This is a genomic window from Sinorhizobium sp. CB7, assembly GCF_041357635.1.
GTDB lineage: Bacteria > Pseudomonadota > Alphaproteobacteria > Rhizobiales > Rhizobiaceae > Rhizobium.
On record NZ_JAULLL010000026.1, the window covers coordinates 41,303 to 62,438 of the forward strand.

A 21,136-nucleotide genomic window follows, 5' to 3' on the forward strand; every position below is an offset into this window, starting at 1 on the left:
CTTTCAGCGGTTCTCACCCTCTTCCTCCTGTCTTGCCTGTCCGGCGGTGCCTGCGATCGTCAGCAGCAGGCAGATGATGCCGAGGATCAGCGCCAGCCCGTCGGCGTCACCGGTGCGGTAACTGCCCATGCGGCTATAGATCAGCCAGGGAAGTGTCACAAGCGAATCCGATCCGAACAGCGCGACGGCGCCAAGATCACCGAGCGAAAGTGCCATGGCAAAGGAGAGCGCGGTAAAAAGCGCCTTTCTCAAACCCGGCCAATCCACCAGCCGCATCCTCGAAAGGCCTGCAATGCCGAGGCTTGCGGCAAGCCGTTCGGTCCGCCGGCGGTGGATCGAATAGGCCGGTTCGAGCACGCGCATGACGAAGGGAAGGGCCATCAGCATGTTGATGCAGACAATCAGGACGGGCGCATAGCGGGTGACGTCGCCGAAAGGTCTGAGCATCATGAACCAGCCGGTGGCAAGCACGACCGGCGGCACCAGCAGCACCACCGAGGACGCGGCTGACAGCGATAGGGTAAAAGCCCGTCCGATACCGCCGGTCTGTCGTCCGACCGCAATCGCGTGCTTGGCGCGGATCATGGCGATGGAAACCGCAAGCGACATCAGCGCAGCTGCGAAGGAGATCGCAAGGCTTGTTGCCGCCGCCCGCCAGAACTGGCTTTCGCCGAGCAGCTTGATGAGGTCGGCCCTGATACCCGCGGCAATCACCGAAGTAAGCGGCAGGCCGATGAAGAGGAGCACAACGGCAAGCAGTGCGGTGTCAGTCAAGCGTGCAGATGCCGACCGGCCATCAAGGCGCCTTATTGCCCGTCCCATCGTCAAACCGGGCTCATCGGGGGCGAGGAAACGGGCCATCAGGGCGAGGATGACGGCCGTGACGGCGATCTGCAGCAAGGAAAGCGAGATCGCCCGGCCGGGATCGAAATCGAATCGCAGCGACTGGTAGATGGCCACTTCGATGGTCGTCGCCGCCGGGCCGCCGCCGAGGATGAGCACAAGGGTGAAGCTCGTCGCGCAGAGCATGAAGATCAGCCCGGCGATGCCGGGAATGAGCGGTCGCAATGCCGGCCATTCGATGAAGCGGAAGATCGCGAAGGACCGCATGCCGAGCCCGCTGGCCATCAGCCAGTATTCGGAGGGTACGCGCTCCAGTCCGGCAAGCAGCAGGCGGCAGGCGAGCGGAAGGTTGAAGAAGACATGCGCAAGCAGGATGCCGGTAAGTCCGTAGATGCTGACGGGTTCGGACAGACCGAGATATGCAAGCACCGCGTTGAGGGCGCCCTGCCGCCCCCAAATGCCGATAAGTCCGAGCGCGCCGATCAGGACCGGCAGGCCCATGGGCAAGGCCATGAGGCGGACAATCCATAGCCTTCCCGGAAAGCGGGGCTGACGGGCGAGCGCCCGGGCGAGAGGGATGGCGAGCAAGACGGACAGGAGCGTGGACAGAACCGCTTGCAAAAGCGTAAAGCGTAGCACCCGCAGGATGTAGGGATCGAACAGAATGTCGTAAGCGGCGGAAGCGCCACCTTCCATCACAAGGGCTGCTGCCGCGAGACCGATGAAGAAGAAGATGACGGCGAGACTGAGTGTCCCGCCGGCAAAAGCACCTTTCCTTTCGGCTGGGGTCAGAATCATCAATTCATGCTCATGGCAACCAGCCACTCGTCGATCCAGGCCTTGCGGTTGCGTGCAACCTCGTCCGGGCTCATCAGAAAGGTCTTGGCCGGATTGACGAGCTTATGAAAGGCGTCCGGCAGGGGCTCGGAGGTGGCCGAGACAGGCATCATCCAGTTGTTCGTCGGAATCGCATCTTGGAAGCCGGGCGTGACCATGAATTTCAGGAAGTCGCGCGCGAGGTCCTTCTCCGGCGCGTTCTTCAGAAGGCCGGCCACCTCTATCTGGATATAATGTCCCTCCGAGAAGGCGGCCGCCTGATAGCGATCGCTATTCTCGGCAACCATGTGATAGGCGGGCGACGTGGTATAGGAGAGCACCATCGGCGCTTCGCCCTTGGTGAAGAGGCCATAGGCCTCCGACCAGCCAGGTGTCACGGTCAGGACCCGTTTCCTGAACTTTGCCCATGCCTCCGGAGCCTTGTCGCCGTAGACGGATTTCACCCAGAGCAACAGGCCGAGCCCAGGGGTCGAAGTGCGCGGATCCTCGATGACGATCTTCTGCGAAGGATCGCCCTCGACGAGATCCTTCATGCTCGCGGGCGGATCCTTGATCGCCTGGGTATCGTAGATGACGGCGAAGTGGCCGTAATCATAGGGCACGAAAACATCATCCTTGAAACCGCCCGGCACTTCGAGGGTGGCGGTATCGATGCCGCTTGTATCGAAAAGGCCGGTTTCCTTCGCTTCGGTGATCAGATTGGTATCGAGACCGAGCACGATGTCGGCCTTGGTGCCAGCGCCTTCCAGTTTGAGGCGCGACAGCAGCGCCACACCATCCGCCACGCTGACGAAATTGATGCTGCAGCCGCAGGTTTTCTCGAAAGCGGCCTTCACCTTGGGTCCGGGACCCCATTCGGACGTGAAGCTCTCATAGGTATATATGGTCAGCGTCTTGTCCGCGGCCTGTGCCTCGGCAGAAAAAAGGGCAATGCCTGCGGTAAGCAGGATACCGGCAAATGTCGTCTTGAATAAGCGGGTGGGCATCGGCGCCTCCTCCATCGGTTTCGTGTTGAACGGGAAAAGGGCGCTGTCGAATGTCAGTCGTCTAATCCCTCCGCCGGTCTTAACCGGATCAGGTTCCGCGGGTTGGCTTCATGGGAAGCCTCTCAGCCCCATGTCCGCGAGAACATGGGGCACCCCGTTAGAGCGTCTGGAGATTTAGCCTCGCGCAATGGCGATGGCAAGGGAGGTGTTACTGGCCTGCTTATTCCGCAGCCTGTGCAGCGGCGGCATTATCCGCCTTCCTGACCTCGCTGGCGCGTGGGAGCTGGACGGGTTTCAGCATCAACGCCGCGATCAGGCCGATGAGCGCGATGCCGCATGAAGTCATGAAGAGCGGAGAGAAGGCGGCAGCGTAACCGTCGGCCACAGCCTGGCGGGTTGCCTCCGGCAAGGCTGCCAGCATCTTCGGCGTCACCTGCTCGATGTTACTCACGCCTGGGATGGAGGTGCCGATGCTTGCGAGATTGGTTGCGATGATCGCGCCGTAAATTGAAATCGCGATGGAAGCGCCCGCCATGCGCGATAAGGTCACGGAGCCGGTCGCCGCGCCGACATCGCGACTGGCGGCGGCGTTCTGGACACCGATGACGGGCACCTGCTGGGCAAGGCCGATGCCGATCCCGTGCAACAGCATCAGTGCGCCGATGAATATTACCGGCGTGCCGGCATGGACCTGTGACAGCAAGGCGAATGCGATCGCGCTGCAGGTCAGGCTGGCAATCGCGAAAGGCTTGTAGCGCCCGGTTACCGAAATGATGCGTCCCGCAGAGAGCGATCCGCAGACAAGGCCACCGGTCAGCAAGATAAAGAGCAGGCCGGCCATGGACGGAGAAAGTTCGGTCGTCGTCTGCAGGAAGAGCGCGAAATAATTGACCATTCCGATCGCGATACCACCGCTCATTACAGACATGATGAGAAGCAGGGTGAAGGTGGAATTGCGAAACAGCGGCAGCGGCACGATCGGCTCGGGCGCACGACGCTCGACGAAAACCCAGGCGATGGCGCAGAGAATGCCGAAGCCAATGATGGCCAGGCTTCGAACCGAAAGGAGCGATCCGAACAATTCCGTGCTATCGGCTGCCAGCACGACGCTGGTCGTGGTCATCGCCAGCAGGATCGCCCCGGCATAGTCGATCTTCGGTCGGCGGTGCGGCTTGCGGTAAGGCAGCATGAGGGCAAGACCGGAGAGCACGACAATGCCGATCGGGATGTTGACGAGGAAGATCGAGCGCCAGCCGAAGAGATCGCTCATCGTGCCACCGAGAACCGGGCCGATGGCGCCCGATGCCATCATCACGAGACTGGAATAGCTCTGGTAGCGCGCGCGTTCGCGCGGCTCGAAGAGGTCGGCATTGACGGAGAAGATCGAAACGAGAATGCCGCCGCCGCCAAGTCCCTGCAGAACGCGCGCGGCAATCAGCGTGTTCATCGAGACCGCGAGCCCACAGACGGCCGAGCCGACCGTGAAGATCGCAATTGAGGCCATCATCACATATTTGCGGCCGAAGAGGTCGCCGAGCTTTCCATAGACCGGCATAACGGCGCTCAGCGACAAAAGGTAAGCCGAACCAATCCAGCCAAAGCGTTCCAGATGACCGAACTCGCCGACGATCGTCGGCAACGCCGTCGACACGATCTGATTGTCCAGCGTCGCCATGAACATTGCGAGCATCAGGAAGAGGAAGAGGATGAGCCGGCGACGATGATCCGTCACAAGCGGCGCCTGCGCAGTTTGCATATCCATGGAAATAAATGCCCAATCTTTCGGAGTGCGCTTTTTTATGTGCTATTGGCATATATTTGTCAATGGCAACTGATTGCTTTTTGCATATTTAAAATTCGCGACAGTTCTGATATGATTAAATTATGACAGAAGCGATGACTGCACGCGAAATGCAAGCTGCCGCACAGGTCGAGGAAGACGGTATCATCCGGATCGGCCAGACGATGACCCGTATGCGCCTGATGACCGGGCGGCGATTGATCGGTCGCCTGGCTATCCAGAGCGTGGCGCCGGGGCTCGAACTCTCGCACCTTGATGTACTTGACGCCGTCCGTCGTGCTCAGCCTTCGGGCGAAGTCACCGTTGGGACGATCGCCGAAATGCTGCGCATTGATCCCTCGCGCGCAAGCCGTATCACGGCCGACATGGTCGGACGCGGCGTGCTGCGTCGCAAGGCCTCGCAGGCGGATGCACGCCGCATCGTCGTGGTCATAACTGCGCTCGGCCAGCGCCTGCTCTCGGAGATACAGGCGCAGAAACTGTCGCTGATCAACGATATTCTCGCCGACTGGCCAGCGGAGGATATCGAAGCCTTTGCCGTTCTCTTCGACAGGTTCATCGGCGGATATGAACAGGTCTTCGCAAAGCGCGACAAGGATATGCCCGGCTGACAATGAAATAGTCAGAGGAATATTCCGGCATCCTTTGATCTCGCTCAAACGCTTCCTTGTGACGTTCCCTTAGTTCTCTCCCCGATCGACAAGCAAGGAGAGAATCATGAAACGTCATCCGGCAAAGCTGGAAGGCATCCTCACTGCAGCGGTGTTGGCAATTTTCGCGCAGCCCGCACTGGCCGCAGACCTCGGGCCAGCCCCGGCCTCACCCGAGGCAGCCGTCGCAGAACACAGTCCATGGCAGGTCCGCTTGCGGGCTCTTGGTGTGATAACGCGCGATTCCGGCTCTGTCGGCGGCGTTCCGGGCTCCGACCTCTCCCATTCGGATACGGTCGTTCCCGAAATTGATTTCTCCTATTTCTTCACCGACAACATTGCGGCAGAGCTCATTCTCGGAACGACCTTTGCCAAGATCCATGGCGAAGGCTCGCTCGCCGGGCTCAATGTCGGCAAAACCTGGCTTTTGCCGCCAACACTGACCCTGCAGTATCATTTTACCGACTTCGGGGCCTTCAAGCCCTATGTCGGCGCCGGCGTGAACTACACGATTTTCTACAATCAATCGGCCAAGGATGCCAACGATCTGGACGTGAAGAACAGGTTCGGCCTGGCCGTGCAAGCGGGCTTCGACTACATGCTCGACGAGCATTGGGGCGTCAACGTCGACGTGAAGAAGATCTTCCTGCAGCCAAAATTCGACGTCAGCGTCGGCGGCGCCGAGCTGAACGGGAAGGCCAAGCTCGATCCGTGGCTGATCGGCGCGGGCGTCACCTATCGCTTCTGATCGTCATCATCTCAAGAAGGGCGTTCCGATCTGCCGCAGGAACGCCCCTTTCCCTTACCCCCCGCTTTGCGCTATGGGCAATGCCCATGAGCCGATCCACCTTCACCATCCTCCTCGGAGGCGAATTGCGCCTGACGGACCGAGTGCATGCTGCCGTCAGGGACAGCCGTATCATTGCGGCTGACGGAGGCATGCGCCATGCGCTCGGGCTCGACGTGACTCCGGAGCTTTGGGTTGGCGACTTCGATTCGACACCGACCGATCTCGACGGCGCCTTTCCCGAAGTACCAAGGCAGCCCTATCCTATGGCGAAAGCGGCGACCGATGGGGAAATCGCCGTCTCGGCAGCCCTGGAGCGCGGCGCAAAACGGCTGATTCTCGCCGGTGCCTTAGGGGGAGCGCGCTCCGATCACGCGCTCCATCATCTCATTTACGGCGTCAGCCTTGCCAGTCGGGGGCTCAATGTGCTGCTCACGTCCGGCGACGAGGAGGCGGTGCCGCTTCTGAGGGGCGAGGTCGAGATCGATCTGCCGGCGGGCAGTCTGTTTTCTGTATCGGGGTTCGGCGACCTTCGTGGCCTCTCCATTCGGAATGCTCGCTATCCTCTGGAAAATTTCCATTTGCCCTTCGGCTCGTCGCGCACCATTTCCAACGTGGCGGAAGGCCCTGTGCGCTTTTCGCTTCAAAGCGGCCGCGCGATCATTCTCGCCCGGCCCTATGATCTTTCCGGAGTCTGATCCTTGGCACCCCCTATTCTGAAACTCGACGATATCTTCCTGAGCTTCGGCGGCGCGCCTCTGCTTGCCGGTGCCGGGTTGCAGGTGGAGCCGGGGGACAGGATCTGCCTTGTCGGACGCAACGGCTCGGGCAAATCGACATTGCTGAAAATTGCTGCCGGCCTCGTCGAGGCGCAGTCGGGAGAGGTCTTCCGTCATCCGGCAGCGACGGTGCGCTATCTCGAACAGGCACCGGATTTCGCCGGATTCCGAACGGTTCAGGCCTATGCCGAGGCAGGTCTGGGTCCCGGTGACGATCCCTATCGCGTCACCTATCTGCTTTCGCATCTGGGGCTGACCGGTGAGGAGGACCCCAGGAACCTTTCCGGCGGCGAGGCACGCCGGATAGCACTTGCCCGGGTTCTCGCGCCGGAACCGGATATCCTGCTCCTGGACGAGCCGACCAACCATCTCGATCTGCCGACGATCGAATGGCTGGAAGGGGAGTTGCAGAAGACGCGGAGCGCCCTTGTCCTGATTTCGCATGACCGCCGTTTTCTCGAAAAGGTCTCGAACGCGACCGTCTGGCTCGATCGCGGGACTTCGCGACGGCTCGACCGCGGCTTCGCCCATTTCGAGGCCTGGCGCGATCAGGTGCTCGAGGCGGAGGAACTGGAGCAGCACAAGCTCGGCAAGGCGATCGAACGGGAAGAGCATTGGCTGCGCTACGGCGTCACTGCCCGGCGTAAGCGCAACATGCGCCGCCTTGGCGAGCTGCAGGACATGCGCTCGCGCTATCGTGGGCATAAGGGGCCGCAGGGGACGGTGCAGGCGGCTGCTTCGGATGCGCAGGAATCCGGCAAGCTGGTGATCGAGGCGGAGAAGATCACCAAGTCCTTCGACGGCCGTCCGATTGTCGCGCCCTTCTCGATCCGCGTCCATCGCGGCGATTGCATCGGTCTCGTTGGCCCGAACGGTGCCGGCAAGACGACGCTCTTGAAGATGCTGACCGGCCAGCTTGCCCCCGACAGCGGCACCGTCAAGCTCGGTACCAATCTCGAGATCGCAACCCTCGATCAGAAGCGCGAGGATCTCAATCCGGAAGAGACACTCGCCCACTACTTGACGGATGGTCGTGGCGAAAACCTGCTCGTTAACGGCGAACAGCGGCATGTGACGGGTTACATGAAGGATTTCCTGTTTCAGCCGGAGCAGGCGCGCACCCCAATCAAGAATCTTTCCGGCGGCGAGCGCGCGCGACTGATGCTCGCCCGCATCCTGTCGCGCCCGACAAACCTGCTCATCCTCGACGAACCGACCAACGATCTTGACATCGAGACGCTCGATCTCCTGCAGGAAATCGTTGCCGGCTTTGCCGGGACCGTCATTCTCGTCAGCCACGATCGCGACTTTCTCGATCGCACCGTGACCTCGACCATCGCGCCGGCCAATCCAGAGGCTCCCGACGGACGCTGGATCGAATATGCAGGCGGCTATTCCGACATGCTCGCCCAGCGAAAGGGCGCGATCGAGGAGCGCAGGAAAGCCGAGAGGGCTGCCGAAAAGCCGAAGGCCGCCGAGAGCAGCGCTGTCGCGGGCGATATATCCAAAGGGAGGGGGAAGCTTTCCTACAAGCAGAAATTCGCGTTGGAAAACCTGCCGAAGGAGATGGAGAAAGCGGAATCCGAGATCGCCAAGCGCGAGGAAAAGATGGCCGATCCCAGTCTCTTTACCAGGGATCCCGCCGCCTTCAGCAAACTTGCCGCGGAAATGGAAAAGCTGCGCGAAACGCTGGCCAAGATGGAAGAAGAATGGCTGGAGCTTGAAATGCTGCGCGAGGAACTGGAGGGCTAACGTATGTCGCACAGCGCTTTTGCGGCGACGGCATGCATGAACAACAGCCCTGCAGGCGGAAACTGTTATAATTAACAAATAGTTAATAAAAAATTGTTTGTCCCGCGGTGGAACATTTCCGCCGATGATCTGTTTCTGCTGAAATACCGGCCGAACGTTTTTGATCGTTCAGGGCGGAGAAAAGCAAACAGGGATACCTCATGCCGAACATAGGTAATGCGTCTTTGGCTGAAGGATAGGGACATGAATCATAAGGTGCTGATCGTTGAGGATGAGCCGCTGATTGCACTCGACATCGAGGGCATGGTCGAAAGTGCAGGGCTCGCCGTTGCCGGGATTGCCACGAGCACGGATAGAGCCATCGCGCTTGCGCCTTCTGCGGATATCGCGCTCGTGGACGTCAATCTTGCAGATGGCGCCACGGGGCCGTCGATTGGACGGATCCTGGCAGAAAAATATGGGCTGGCTGTCATTTTCATGACTGCCAATCCGGAGGCTGTTCGGGACGGCGTCAAAGGGATTCTTGGCGTGGTCAGAAAGCCCGTGCTGCCGCGAACAGTCGAGCAAATCCTGAAATATGCGATCGGATACATGACCGGAGCATATGCTGCGACACCTGCCGGGATGCAGGTTTTCCGGACCTAGACTCAAGGGAATTGTTAGCCAGTGCCTTGCCGGCCGCTGCGCGGTCCGGCGGCATGGCTGATGTCAAAGGGAGAACCGAAATCGACGATGAACCCTCTCTTGATCGTCGAAGTCTCCCATTCTTTCAGCGCATGCCGCCGGAGGTCCGCCGCTTTATTCGTCTCGTCAGACAGAGGAGATGCCCGACTCATGTCTAATATTCGCAATTTCGAATAGAGTGTATCATAAATCGATTTATTACAAGTGGTTCGTCGCATTCCCACAGGTTTTCGGCAAAGCGCTGATCATTCATTCCTGTAGAGTGCCAAATAGGCTTCGACGCTGGCCGTGTAGCGGTTGTCCTCGTCTGCACCTCGATCTTCCTTGCTCTCCAGAAGCGAGCGCGGATAAAGTCGCCCCGTCTGGCATGATCAAAAAAGCACAGTACTCCCACCCCACCAACCGGCCGTGCGCGAGCAGAAGGCCCTTCAATACTTCAATTCACCAATTGACTCGCAATCGCGCGCAGGTCGAAATATGATTCAATAAAGAAATACCGCGAAGGAATCGCCAAGCAACTCATATCATTGACGTAAGCGCGCGGGTCCGGCCATGGGTGACGAAGCATCAATTGCAGGTCAGAACGCCCTCTCGACGGAACAAGCGGGGTCGGAGGACGGTGAAGCGCCTTTGACCAAGCGAGCGCGGCAAGGGCAGCGCGCGGGCCGGCAGGCGATAATCCTCGTTCACGGCATGGGCGAGCAGATCCCAATGGACACGATCAAGGGATTTGCCCGGACCGTATGGCGAGGCGAGATACCTTTGTCGACGAAAATCGACGACGCCGACGAGATCTGGAGCAAGCCCGACCAGAAAACCGGGTCCTTGGAACTGCGTCGATTGACCACTCGTAAGACCGCCGAGGGCGGGAACTATCCAAACGGCGTGCGCACTGATTTTTACGAACTTTATTGGGCTGACCTCACTACGGGATCCACCTGGGAGCAGTTTGTTTCATGGGTGCGCTATCTGCTGTTCCGACCATTTTCGAAAGTTCCAGAGACGGTGCGTTCCGCCTGGTATTGTCTTTGGTTTCTATCCGCCCTGGCAGTGGGCCTCGCATTGGTCACCATCCTTCCGGCGTCGATCTGGAGCAAAGTAGCACCGGATTGGGTGCGACCGGTGGTGCTAATGGCTGTAGCCGCTCTTACCGCAACGATCCACACAATGGCGACGAAGTCGTTCGGGCGTGTGGTGCGCTACACGAGGGCTCAACCCGACAATATTGCCGCAAGAGCCGCCGTGCGGGAGCGCGGCCTCGAGCTCCTGCGTGCTCTTCACAAGGACGACAAATATGATCGGGTGATCATTGTGGCGCATAGCCTCGGCACCATTCTGGCATACGACGTCATCTCCTATTTCTGGGCCGAGCGAGAAGAAGCCAGAACCTTTCAGACGAATTCCGCTTCGTTTGCTGCACTTCAGAAGCTCGAAATGGCGGCCGCTGCATTTGATGCTCTTATTGCCAAGACGCAGGGATCCGCTGCGCCCGTTCGGCTGACACTCGAACAGTGCGCGACCATTCGAGCGAGCGAAGAATTCGCGAGCTTTCGTCATGCGCAAGCCGAGCTGCGTCGCACCATGCGGGACCCGGACAAACCATCTGCCAATTGGCTGATCAGCGACTTTCTCACATTGGGAAGTCCCTTAACGCACGCGGAATTCCTGTTGGCCCGAGATTGGCCGGATCTTTTGTCGCGACAGCGGCAGCGCGAATTGCCGACGTCACCTCCATTCAGGGAAGAACTTGAGCCGAGAACGCTTGGCATGGCTAAGAAGTTGGGCGGCTTCCCCATTGAAACGCCGGAGGCAAACTCTCGTCTTCTCTCGTTTCCCAACTCGAAAGACTCGGCGCTGTGGTCACTACATCACGGCGCCCCGTTCGCTGTCGTGCGCTGGACGAATATTCATGACCGCAGTCGCTATGTCTATCAAGGAGACCTCATCAGCGGTCCCCTCGGGCCTACTTTTGGCCCCGCGATCGATGACATTGACCTCGCCGATATTGACGGACAGTCCCATTCGTTCACGCATACGCGTTACTGGCAAGAGGAGGCATCGCCGCCACGGCTGAAATCGCTGCGAGACGCGATGAACATTCTCGATAAATAGCTGGAAGGCTGCGTGACGACGCGTCTTAGATTCATTTGGCATTTCTGACTTTAGGATTAAAGTTGGATACCAATGGAATTCAGATTTTGATAGAATTGATATCCTAACGGTTGTCAACTAGAACTTTAGGGGGCCATATCGGATATCGAAAACTGCCGGAGACTGCCGCCGATGCCCCGATTAACTCGAACGGAAAGCCAGGCCTTGACGCGCGAGCGTCTGCTGGATGCCGGCAGACGTATTTTTCTGCAGGAAGGTTATGTCCGTGCCAGTGTCGACAAAGTCGCGGAGGATGCCGGCTATTCGAAGGGGGCCATTTATTCGAATTTTGCCAGCAAGGAGGCGCTGTTCATTGCACTGCTCAAGCAGAAGTTCGAAAGCGATCTCACCGGATTGCGGGATCTGCTTCAAAATGTCAGCGATCCCGAGGAATTGCTTGTCAGCCTGCGCCGGCACTACACGAACCATGTCGAGGTGCTGGACATCACTCTTGTCGCGGCGGAATTCCTGACGCAGGTTGGCCGTGGCTCGCCCTATGTGCAGGAATGCAATGCTCTCTATGCGCAGCAGCGCCAGGCAATGGCGGAGCTCATCGCCGCACTTTTCGAGCGGTCCGGCCGCTCGCTTCCAGGCGCGCCGGTCGATCTCGCCACGGCTTTGATCGGCCTCAGCATGGGTCTCGCTCTCCAACGGGGCGTCGACCCCGATGCGGTTACCCCTGGCAAATGGGGGCAGGCCATCGAGCAGCATCTTCGAGGCCTGCTGGCGCTTGGTTAAGCGGCGGCGACAGCCGCTGACCTCGGGCGGCGGAATTGCCAGCGCCGTCATCTCTCACTTTTCCTTGATTCGTCAGGCTTGCGGGCGGGGCATAGATTTGGCGGCGACCCTTCGGAATTCCCGGAGCTCAGCGAGGAAAGAGATATGTCTGCAATTGGTTATTCAAGGACTATCGTCGCATTGGCCACCGGCGCCGTCATCATCTTAGGCGCATTTCAGAGTGCCTGGGCACAGAATGCGGCCGCCGAGCGCATCCGCGTGCGCGGCACCATCGAGAGCCTCGACGGCGATCAGCTTCTGGTTAAGACCCGTGAGGGCACCGATGCCAAGGTCGCCCTCAAATCCGGCTGGAAGGTCAGCGGAGTCAAAAAAGCCTCGGTCGAGGACATCAAGCCCGGTGATTTCGTCGGCGTTGCATCCCTGCCGAAATCTGGCGGCGGTGACAGCGCGCTGGAGGTCCTGATCTTTCCGGCGGCCATGAAGGGCACGGGCGAGGGAAGCCGCCCCTGGGATCTGAAACCGAACAGCTCGATGACAAATGCCACGGTTGCCAATGCGGTCAAGGCAGTCGACGGACATACCATCACGCTCACCTATCACGGGCAGGAAAAGACCATCTCGATCCCTGACAACACGCCGATCGTCACCTTCGCGCCGGCGACCGCGACTGACCTGAAGCCGGGTGCTGCCGTCTTCATCATCGCCGAACGTGCAGCTGATGGCGCGATTTCGGCCTCGCAGGTCGCCGTCGGCACGAATGGTATCGTTCCGCCGATGTGAATGGGACGAAGCTAACGAGATGCGTTAACGGGCAGCGAGCCCGCTATTTTTGATTCCACCTTCGGATGACCGGCTCGGTCAGGTCGTGTTCATAACCAAGGACACTGATGCTGGTCGTATCCAGGACGAAGTGCGCGCCATTTTCCGGCGGCAAGCCGAGCCAGCGTGCCGCAAGGACCCGCAGGAAGTGGGAACTTGAAAAGATAAGCACCGGCGCGCCGACGGCACGCAGTTCGCTGACGATCCGATCCGCCCTCGATCCAACGTCCGATGCCATCTCGCCCTCCGGACATCCATCCCGAAAAAGACGCCATCCGGGACGTTGGGCAAGGATCTGCTTCGTTGTCACTCCTTCATAGGCGCCATAGTCCCATTCTGCGAGATCCGCCTTGACAATGCGCGTCGCGCCGAACCCGGCAAGGGCGCAGGTGTTCATCGCGCGCTGGGAAGGGCTCGACCATACCTCGGAAAAGGAAAGGTCGCGCAGGCGGTCGGCAAGCCGACGGGCGGCTTCTTCGCCAGCGGTCGTCAAGGGGATGTCGGTTCGGCCGGTATGCTTTCCGGACGCGCTCCATTCCGTTTCGCCGTGTCGTACCAGGTAGATTTCAGGAACTACACTGCTCATCTGCATGCCTTTCGAATAGAGCCGCAGTTGATCGGTCATACCCTGCTCGAAATGCGGAGCGGTATCTGCCAGCCAATCTTCATCGCATCAAGAAGTTTCCGTGTCGAGCGATGATGTCGAGGATCGAAGCAAACCGTGTGATCACAAAGCCCACGTCCGGCAGTCATGCGCGGCATTAGACTAAAGTCATAATGCGAAAGCCTCTCTCTTTCTTGGTGCGGTTTTCTGTCACATTCTTCCGAGGCGTGTCGGGTCGTTGGGGATTCTGAGGAGAGTTGGGCCGCGGCGCGTTTGATTATTCTGGTGGAGGACAGACAAAATGGCAAATGTCGTTAGCGTCGGGGGTCAGAAGGCCGGCCCGATGACACGCGAGGAGAAGAGAGTCATCTTCGCCTCGTCGCTTGGCACCGTTTTCGAATGGTACGATTTCTATCTTTACGGGTCGCTCGCCGTTTATATCGGCGCGACCTACTTCAGTCAGTATCCTGAAACCACACGCAACATCTTTGCGCTGCTCGCCTTTGCGGCCGGCTTCCTGGTACGCCCCTTCGGCGCACTGGTGTTCGGTCGTCTCGGCGATCTTGTCGGCCGGAAATATACTTTCCTGATCACGATCCTGATCATGGGCCTTTCGACATTCCTCGTCGGTGTCCTGCCGGGTGCGGCTTCGATCGGCATCGCAGCGCCGATTATCCTGATCGCGCTGCGCCTGCTGCAGGGCCTGGCGCTCGGCGGCGAGTATGGCGGTGCGGCGACCTATGTGGCCGAACATGCGCCTCACGGGCGGCGCGGCTATTTCACATCCTGGATCCAGACGACCGCGACGCTCGGCCTGTTCCTGTCGCTGATCGTCATCCTGGTTGTGCAGGGGCTTCTCGGCAGCACGGCCTTCGCAGCCTGGGGCTGGCGCATTCCGTTCCTCGTCTCCGTCGTGCTTCTCGGCATCTCCGTCTGGATCCGCTTGAAGATGAATGAATCTCCGGCGTTCCAGCGGATGAAGGCGGAAGGCAAGGGATCCAAGGCGCCGCTGACGGAAGCATTCGGTCAGTGGAAAAATGCCAAGATCGCACTGCTCGCCCTTTTCGGCGCGACCATGGGCCAGGCCGTCGTCTGGTATTGCGGTCAATTCTATGCGCTGTTCTTCCTGCAGAACGTGCTGAAGATCGACCTGCAGTCGGCCAATATCATGGTGGCGGTGGCGCTCTTCATCGGCGCGAGCTTCTTCGTCTTCTTCGGCTGGCTCTCCGACAAGATCGGCCGCAAGCCGATCATCATGGCGGGCCTGCTGCTTGCCATGGTCACCTATTTCCCGCTCTTCAAGGCCATGACCTGGACCGCGAATCCGGCACTCGCCGAAGCCCAGGCCACGATCCGCGCGACGGTGACGGCCGACCCGGCGGACTGCAGGTTCCAGTTCAACCCAACCGGCACCGCGAAGTTTACCAGCTCCTGCGATATCGCCACCGCGTTCCTGACCAAGAATTCGGTGCCTTATGATGTCGTTGCCGGTCCTGCCGGCCAGCCGGCGACAGTGAAGATCGGTGACGAAACGGTCACGAGCTATGATGCTGTTGCCGCAGGCGATAAGGCAAAATCGCAGGGTGCTGCTTTCGAGAAGAGCGTCAATATCGCGCTTCACGATGCGGGCTATCCGCTCAATCGCGGCGCCGCCAAGGTTCCGGATTCCAAGCTCGACGCTTTCATCGCGGCCAATCCGGAGCTTGCTCTCAATGCCGAAGCCGTGCGCGCCGGTCAGAAGGATACCGTGCCGGCAAGCAAGCTGGTTGCCGACAAACTGCTGACTGCGGATGAAGCTAAAAGCGTCACCGACATGGCGGTCTATACGGTCGCCGGAGGCGGCACCTTCGCCATGGTCGCGGATCCGGCGCGGGTGAACTGGGTAGGGACGATCGCAATCCTGACCATTCTCGTCCTCTACGTGACGATGGTCTATGGCCCGATCGCCGCGCTGCTCGTCGAGCTGTTCCCGACCCGCATTCGCTATACCGGCATGTCGCTGCCCTATCACATCGGCAACGGCTGGTTCGGCGGACTGTTGCCGGCGATGGCTTTTGCCATGAGCGCGGCCAAGGGCGACATGTACTACGGCCTCTGGTACCCGATCGTCTTCGCGGGCATCACGCTGGTCGTCGGCATGCTCTTCCTGCCGGAAACCAAGGATCGCGATATCCACGCGATGGATTGATGCGGGACTCCTCAGTGTTAGAGCGTTTCAGCTTTCATGGAAGCACAGAAGCCCTCTAAACTTTTGTTTTACGCAATTCCGGACGGAAACCGCTTTTTCTCCGGAATTGCTGTAGGAAAACACCCGGCTCCTCGCTGCGCCGGGTGTTTTTCATTTCCAGGAAAGCGAATGGCGGGGGAGCGGCCAGCCGTCGGGGCCGGTGCGGAACAGCAGGCCATAGCGGGAATAGACGATGGCGGTCATGAAGGAGAACCAGCCACCGAGCGCCAATCCCGCAATGACGTCGCTCGGATAGTGCGCCCCCACCATGACGCGGGTCATGCCGAGCCAGAGCGCAAGCGCGAGGAAAATGATCCGGTAACGCGGAAAAAGCAGTGAGAGAGCGACGAAAAACGCCCCGATCGTCGTGGCATGGCCGGAGGGAAAGCTCTCGAAGGAGGCACGGCCATGGAAAGGGGAGAAGAAGAATGCGCCAAGCTCGTCGTAATGGCCCGGCCGCGCGCGACCGATTGCCCTCTTCAAGAGATTGGCGATGAGACCCGAGAGCGCGATCGACGTCAGAAGATAGCCGCCGATGCGACTGATCTGCACCGCCTGGCAACGACAGCGTATCGAGCGCACCAGATGGCAGGCTGCCCAGCCTTCGAAGAGAAGGAAGGCGCTGACGCAGATGATCCAGCCCGATTCGCCAAAGTCGGTGAGCATGCGGCCAAGCGTGTGAACGGGTGCGGAGATACGCTTTTCGCCGACCGCCGAATCGAGCAGCGCCATGGAAATGATGACCGCATTGACCGTGATGAAGAGGCAGGTCTGCCAGCGCAGCGGCGCCATATCGTTCCGATTGCGCCGCCATCGCCTATCAAGAGACGCCAATAATCCCTGCATCGCCATATCTTGTCCCATCCGCCCATGGTTCGATGGGCCGGATCTAGCAGCGGCTTGCAACGGGGATTTTACAAAGCTTAGGGATATCGAGGGCTCAAGCGTGGTGTGTTCACATGGAATCACCTGAGCGCAGAAAGATGCTCCGGAAATAACGAGTTAGGCTCTGGGAGCGGCAAATCGCCGCTCATATGATTCGGCTGCTGAGGCGAGGCATCGGCCAGCCGTCGCGGCCGATGGAAAAGACCAGGCCGAAACGGGCAAATAAGATTGAAACCGCAAAGCTTATCCAGACGCCGAGCGCCAGGCCGGCGGCGACGTCGCTCGGATAATGCACGCCGATGATGACCCGTGTGGCGCCAAGCCAGAGGCCGAGACCTAAGAAGAGCAGTCGGAACCGCGGAAAGAGCAGAGCCAGCGCTGTGAAAAGGGCGCCGATGTGGGCGGCATGCGCCGAAGGAAAGCTCAAGAACAGGAAATCACCGTTGAAGGGGTCAAATCCCAAGATGCCTTCGCTGTCGAAGAGCGGAGGTCGCGCTCTTCCTATGGCGAATTTCAGGATATGGGCGGCAATGCTGGTGACGAGAACGGAAAGGCCGGCATAGCTCGCCATCTGTATCAGACAGGCTATGCGAAAGCGTTGTCTGAGACTGGAGAGGCGGCGCGCCAGCAGGAGGCCCGTTGTTATCACTGTGGCCGTGGCGACCAGAATCCAGATCAACTTGCCGACGTCGGTGATTGTACCGGCGATCGAAATCAGCGGCGGTGGGAGAGCCCTTGCCGTTTGACCGAGCGCGGCGTCGAAGACGAAAAAGGCGATGGCGACGATGTTGACGACAGAAAGCGTAAAGCCAAGCCACGGAACCCGCCGATGAATTGTCCTGCGCGCCTCGTAGCGCCGATGAAGCATCTTCAAAATTGCCGGCCGGCTTTGCGGAGTGACCGTCATGCTGCTCCCATGTTCGATTGCAATAACTCAACGTGTTACAGCAACCTTTGCGGGCTGCAATCAGCAACGGACATAGGATCGGCAGTGATCCACTTCAATGCGAAAGCCCCGATGCAGCTTTTGCATCGAGGCTTTCATGGATCGCTATATGGAAGAATTTCAGGCCGAAAGCGCCTTGAACTCGGCAAGGATAGCGTCACCCATCTCGACTGTGCCGACCTTCCTGCAACCCTCCGCCATGATGTCGGCGGTGCGGATGCCGCTGTCGAGCACATTGGCGATCGCCTTTTCCAGATCGTCGGCTTGCTTGATCATGTTGAAGGAGTAGCGCAGGCACATGGCGAAGGAGGCGATCATCGCGATCGGATTGGCAATACCCTTACCGGCGATATCCGGTGCGGAACCATGAACCGGTTCGTAGAGAGCCTTGCGCTTGCCGGTCTTGCCGTCGGGGGCGCCAAGCGAGGCCGACGGCAACATGCCGAGCGAGCCGGTCAGCATGGCGGCGACGTCGGACAGCATGTCGCCGAAGAGATTGTCGGTGACGATGACGTCGAACTGCTTCGGATTGCGGACGAGCTGCATGCCGCCGGCATCGGCCAGCATGTGCTCGAGCTGGACGTCGGAATATTTCGCCTTGTGAGTCTCCGTGACGACCTGATTCCAGAGCACGCCGGACTTCATGACGTTGCGCTTTTCCATCGAGCAGACGCGGTTGTTGCGGGTGCGCGCCAGCTCGAAGGCGACGCTTGAGATGCGCTCGATCTCGTAGGTGTCATAGACCTGCGTGTCGATGCCGCGCTTCTGGCCGTTGCCGAGGTCGATGATTTCCTTGGGCTCGCCGAAATAAACGCCACCGGTCAGCTCGCGCACGATCAGGATATCGAGACCCTCGACCAGTTCCGGCTTCAGCGAGGACGCATCGGAAAGCGCCGGATAGCAGATCGCCGGGCGCAGATTGGCGAAAAGCTCCATATCCTTGCGCAGGCGCAGGAGACCGGCTTCCGGGCGAACCTCATAGGGCACGGCATCCCATTTCGGGCCGCCGACGGCGCCGAAGAGGACAGCATCCGCCGCCATCGCCTTGGCCATGTCTTCCTCGGAAATCGAAGCGCCATGCGCGTCATAGGCGCAACCGCCGACGAGGCCTTCGTCGGTCGTAAAGCCGGCATTCATGGTTTCGTTCATGAAGGCGATGATCTTGCGGACCTCGGCCATGGCTTCGGGGCCGATGCCGTCGCCCGGCAACAGGAAAAGATTGCGCGCTGTCATGAAAAAAACCTCCACGGAAAACAAACTGCGGCTTCTTAGACCTGCAGATGAGGCTTTTCAAGCGAGGGAAGGGGCGAATCGGTACGCCTTAAAAATTGATCCCGGCCGATCCTGCAAGACCGGCCGGGATCTGAATTATTTTGGCGGGGCCCGCGATTGTCTGGCCGATCAGGCCCAGGGGCGGGCGGCAGTGTTTGCCTTTTCGAATGAGTCGATGGCGGCCGCCTTTTCCAGTGTCAGGCCGATATCATCAAGGCCGTTCAGAAGGCAGTGGCGCTTGAATGCGTCGAGATCGAACTTGATCGAGCCGCCGTCCGGGCCAGTGATTTCCATATTTTCCAGATCGACCGTGATGACGGCGTTGGAACCGCGCGAGGCGTCGTCCATCAGCTTGTCGAGGTCTTCCTGGGAAACCTTGATCGGCAGAATGCCGTTCTTGAAACAGTTGTTGTAGAAGATGTCGGCGAAACTGGTCGAAATGACGCAGCGGATGCCGAAATCGAGCAGGGCCCATGGCGCATGCTCACGCGAGGAACCGCAGCCGAAATTGTCGCCGGCGACAAGGATCTTGGCATTCTGATAGGCCGGCTTGTTGAGCACGAAGTCCGGGTTCGGCGTGCCGTCCTCATTGTAGCGGGCTTCCGCGAAGAGACCCTTGCCGAGGCCGGTGCGCTTGATCGTCTTCAGATAATCCTTCGGAATGATCATGTCGGTGTCGATATTGACAACCGGGAGCGGCGCGGCGACGCCGGTGAGCTTCACGAACTTATCCATGGAATCCTTGCCTTTGATCTCGCTTGTTCAACGAACTGCCTGCAAATAGAGCAAATCCGCCCAAAAATGAAGGGAAAACTTACGAGGCTCAAAGGTCGATGATCGTGCCGCGGCCATCGTTCCAGACATGCATCTCGCGCTTGCCGTTCGCTCTCGCGCGGACCGGAGCCGGCGCAGGCTTCATGCGCAGCGAAATTGCACGGGCGACCATGAGAACCGTCAGAATTCCGCCGACGACGAGCGCCAGGGAGAACGTCAGGAACAGGAGTGCCGTGAAGGCTGCGATGCCGACAAATGCGAGGAACAGGGAACGGATATTCTGCATGAGCTGAAACCTTTCTACGGAAAGGATGTGGTCCTTCCGGCCTTTGTCTGCAAGAGGAGCATGGCTTTTTGTTGTCTTGCCTCGCTATCAAAAGCTTGGCACAAATCGGCCATGAGCAGTTCCGTTTCCTCCCGTTCCATGCGTCTGCGCCGCTCGGTCTTGAGCGTTCCCGCCATCAACAGGCGTGCGCTTGAAAAGACCCACGCGCTCGATTGCGATGCGGTGATCTTCGATCTCGAGGATTCCGTTGCGCCAGAGAAGAAGGCGGAGGCCCGCGAAAACCTTAAGGATTTCTTTTCGGGCAAAGTGCTTGAAGGCAAGGAACGGATCATCCGCATCAATTCGCTTTCCTCTACATTCGGGAGCGCGGATCTGGAACTTGTCCTGTCGCTGGTACCGGATGCCGTGCTGCTGCCGAAGGTCGAGGAGCCGCAGAACATCATGGCGGTTGTTGATCGTCTCGCCGATGCCGATGCGCCGGAGGGCCTGCGCATATGGGCGATGATCGAGACGCCGCGCGGCATTCTCAATGCGGCCGCGATCGCCGATGCAGGGCGCACGCCGGACATGCGGCTCGATTGTTTCGTCGTTGGTCTCAACGATCTGCGCAAGGAGACCGGGGTCCTGCCGCAGCCGGGGAGGATCTATCTCGTACCCTGGCTGATGCAAGTGGTGCTGGCGGTCCGCGCCTACGGGCTCGACGCCATCGACAGCGTCTTCAATGATTTCGCGGATTTCAAGGCCTATGACGCCGAATGCGCCCAGGCGCGCGCGATGGGTTTCGACGGCAAGATGCTGATCCATCCGGCCCAGATCGCGGTGGCCAACCGGCATTTCGGGCCTGACGAAGCGGCCATTGCCGAGGCGGAGGCAATCATTGCCGCCTTTGCCGATCCGGCAGCCGAAAATCTCAATGTGGTGAATCTGAACGGGCGCATGGTCGAACGTCTGCATCTTGTCCAGGCGGAGGAGCTGGTCCATAAGGCCCGCCTGATCGCCGAACGAAAGAAATCCTCATGAAACTCTACCGCTTCCTGACCGGCCCGGACGATGCCACTTTCTGCCACAAGGTGACTGCTGCTCTCAACAAAGGTTGGTCGCTGTCCGGCTCGCCCACCTATGCCTTCAATGCCGCAACCGGCGTGATGCAATGCGGACAGGCTGTGGTGAAAGAGGTCGAGGGCAAGGATTACGATCCGGAGATGAAGCTCTCCGAACAATAGTCCGGAGGTGATTGGGCATCCGACTCTAAATCAGAGAGTTAGAGCGGGATGTCGCCCGAAAACCGCTCACACTTTTCGGCATCCCGCTCTAA

General features: G+C 59.5%; 20 protein-coding genes and 1 riboswitch. Of the genes, 11 read left to right on the plus strand and 9 right to left on the minus strand.

Annotated elements, in window-relative coordinates; genetic code table 11:
• Positions 1–3 precede the first annotated feature (3 nt).
• The 3 genes from thiP to AAE029_RS32605 all read right to left on the minus strand — a co-directional run bounded on the left by thiP (position 4) and on the right by AAE029_RS32605 (position 4,428).
• Positions 4–1,641 (minus strand): thiamine/thiamine pyrophosphate ABC transporter permease ThiP, encoded by a 1,638-nt coding sequence (thiP, locus tag AAE029_RS32595; RefSeq protein ID WP_371077071.1) that lies wholly within the window; start codon positions 1,639–1,641, stop codon positions 4–6.
• Positions 1,641–2,666 (minus strand): thiamine ABC transporter substrate binding subunit, encoded by a 1,026-nt coding sequence (thiB, locus tag AAE029_RS32600; protein WP_371077072.1) that lies wholly within the window; start codon positions 2,664–2,666, stop codon positions 1,641–1,643. The genes thiP and thiB overlap by 1 nt, the downstream gene beginning before the upstream one ends.
• Before the next feature lie 48 nt (positions 2,667–2,714).
• Positions 2,715–2,833, minus strand: a riboswitch (TPP riboswitch).
• Between the two features lie 53 nt (positions 2,834–2,886).
• Positions 2,887–4,428 (minus strand): MDR family MFS transporter, encoded by a 1,542-nt coding sequence (locus AAE029_RS32605; protein WP_371077073.1) that lies wholly within the window; start codon positions 4,426–4,428, stop codon positions 2,887–2,889.
• A 134-nt stretch (positions 4,429–4,562) separates the two neighbouring features.
• Between AAE029_RS32605 and AAE029_RS32610 the strand changes: the two genes are divergently transcribed.
• From AAE029_RS32610 to AAE029_RS32645, 8 genes are all read left to right on the plus strand, one after another.
• Positions 4,563–5,078, plus strand: a complete 516-nt coding sequence (locus AAE029_RS32610) for a MarR family winged helix-turn-helix transcriptional regulator (protein WP_371077074.1) — start codon at positions 4,563–4,565, stop codon at positions 5,076–5,078.
• Positions 5,079–5,184: 106 nt separating this feature from the next.
• The gene (locus AAE029_RS32615) at positions 5,185–5,865 is read left to right on the plus strand and encodes an OmpW family protein (RefSeq protein ID WP_371077075.1); all 681 of its coding nucleotides are present in this window, start codon (positions 5,185–5,187) and stop codon (positions 5,863–5,865) included.
• Positions 5,866–5,945: 80 nt separating this feature from the next.
• Positions 5,946–6,602, plus strand: coding sequence for a thiamine diphosphokinase (locus AAE029_RS32620; RefSeq protein ID WP_371077076.1), 657 nt, complete (start codon positions 5,946–5,948; stop codon positions 6,600–6,602).
• 3 nt (positions 6,603–6,605) lie between these two features.
• The gene (locus AAE029_RS32625) at positions 6,606–8,435 is read left to right on the plus strand and encodes an ABC-F family ATP-binding cassette domain-containing protein (protein WP_371077077.1); all 1,830 of its coding nucleotides are present in this window, start codon (positions 6,606–6,608) and stop codon (positions 8,433–8,435) included.
• 216 nt (positions 8,436–8,651) lie between these two features.
• On the plus strand, positions 8,652–9,080 hold the full coding sequence (locus AAE029_RS32630; RefSeq protein ID WP_371077078.1) for a response regulator: 429 nt from the start codon (positions 8,652–8,654) through the stop codon (positions 9,078–9,080).
• A 591-nt stretch (positions 9,081–9,671) separates the two neighbouring features.
• Positions 9,672–11,231, plus strand: a complete 1,560-nt coding sequence (locus AAE029_RS32635; protein ID WP_371077079.1) for a hypothetical protein — start codon at positions 9,672–9,674, stop codon at positions 11,229–11,231.
• Between the two features lie 171 nt (positions 11,232–11,402).
• On the plus strand, positions 11,403–12,008 hold the full coding sequence (locus AAE029_RS32640) for a TetR/AcrR family transcriptional regulator (RefSeq protein ID WP_371077080.1): 606 nt from the start codon (positions 11,403–11,405) through the stop codon (positions 12,006–12,008).
• A gap of 144 nt (positions 12,009–12,152) precedes the next feature.
• Entirely contained in the window at positions 12,153–12,788 is a 636-nt protein-coding gene (locus AAE029_RS32645) for a hypothetical protein (RefSeq protein ID WP_371077081.1), read from the plus strand.
• 43 nt (positions 12,789–12,831) lie between these two features.
• Here the strand turns inward: AAE029_RS32645 and AAE029_RS32650 are convergent, their stop codons facing one another.
• Positions 12,832–13,413 carry a histidine phosphatase family protein gene (locus AAE029_RS32650; protein ID WP_371077107.1) on the minus strand — a complete coding sequence of 194 codons (582 nt, stop codon included), beginning with the start codon at positions 13,411–13,413 and terminating at the stop codon, positions 12,832–12,834.
• A gap of 319 nt (positions 13,414–13,732) precedes the next feature.
• Here AAE029_RS32650 and AAE029_RS32655 point away from each other — a divergent pair, with 319 nt between their 5' ends.
• Positions 13,733–15,619, plus strand: a complete 1,887-nt coding sequence (locus AAE029_RS32655; protein WP_371077082.1) for an MFS transporter — start codon at positions 13,733–13,735, stop codon at positions 15,617–15,619.
• Between the two features lie 150 nt (positions 15,620–15,769).
• Here the strand turns inward: AAE029_RS32655 and lpxE are convergent, their stop codons facing one another.
• The 5 genes from lpxE to AAE029_RS32680 all read right to left on the minus strand — a co-directional run bounded on the left by lpxE (position 15,770) and on the right by AAE029_RS32680 (position 19,821).
• Positions 15,770–16,504, minus strand: a complete 735-nt coding sequence (lpxE, locus tag AAE029_RS32660) for a lipid A 1-phosphatase LpxE (RefSeq protein WP_371077083.1) — start codon at positions 16,502–16,504, stop codon at positions 15,770–15,772.
• Positions 16,505–16,688: 184 nt separating this feature from the next.
• Complete coding sequence (locus AAE029_RS32665) at positions 16,689–17,450, minus strand: phosphatase PAP2 family protein (RefSeq protein WP_371077084.1); 762 nt, start codon at positions 17,448–17,450, stop codon at positions 16,689–16,691.
• Positions 17,451–17,609: 159 nt separating this feature from the next.
• A complete protein-coding gene (gene leuB, locus AAE029_RS32670; protein ID WP_371077085.1) occupies positions 17,610–18,722 on the minus strand; it encodes a 3-isopropylmalate dehydrogenase in 1,113 nt (370 codons plus the stop codon).
• Positions 18,723–18,890: 168 nt separating this feature from the next.
• A complete protein-coding gene (leuD, locus tag AAE029_RS32675; RefSeq protein ID WP_371077086.1) occupies positions 18,891–19,496 on the minus strand; it encodes a 3-isopropylmalate dehydratase small subunit in 606 nt (201 codons plus the stop codon).
• 88 nt (positions 19,497–19,584) lie between these two features.
• Positions 19,585–19,821, minus strand: a complete 237-nt coding sequence (locus tag AAE029_RS32680; RefSeq protein WP_371077087.1) for a hypothetical protein — start codon at positions 19,819–19,821, stop codon at positions 19,585–19,587.
• 111 nt (positions 19,822–19,932) lie between these two features.
• Between AAE029_RS32680 and AAE029_RS32685 the strand changes: the two genes are divergently transcribed.
• Complete coding sequence (locus tag AAE029_RS32685; protein ID WP_371077088.1) at positions 19,933–20,841, plus strand: CoA ester lyase; 909 nt, start codon at positions 19,933–19,935, stop codon at positions 20,839–20,841.
• Complete coding sequence (locus tag AAE029_RS32690; protein ID WP_371077089.1) at positions 20,838–21,044, plus strand: DUF1737 domain-containing protein; 207 nt, start codon at positions 20,838–20,840, stop codon at positions 21,042–21,044. The genes AAE029_RS32685 and AAE029_RS32690 overlap by 4 nt, the downstream gene beginning before the upstream one ends.
• The last annotated feature ends 92 nt before the right edge of the window (positions 21,045–21,136 follow it).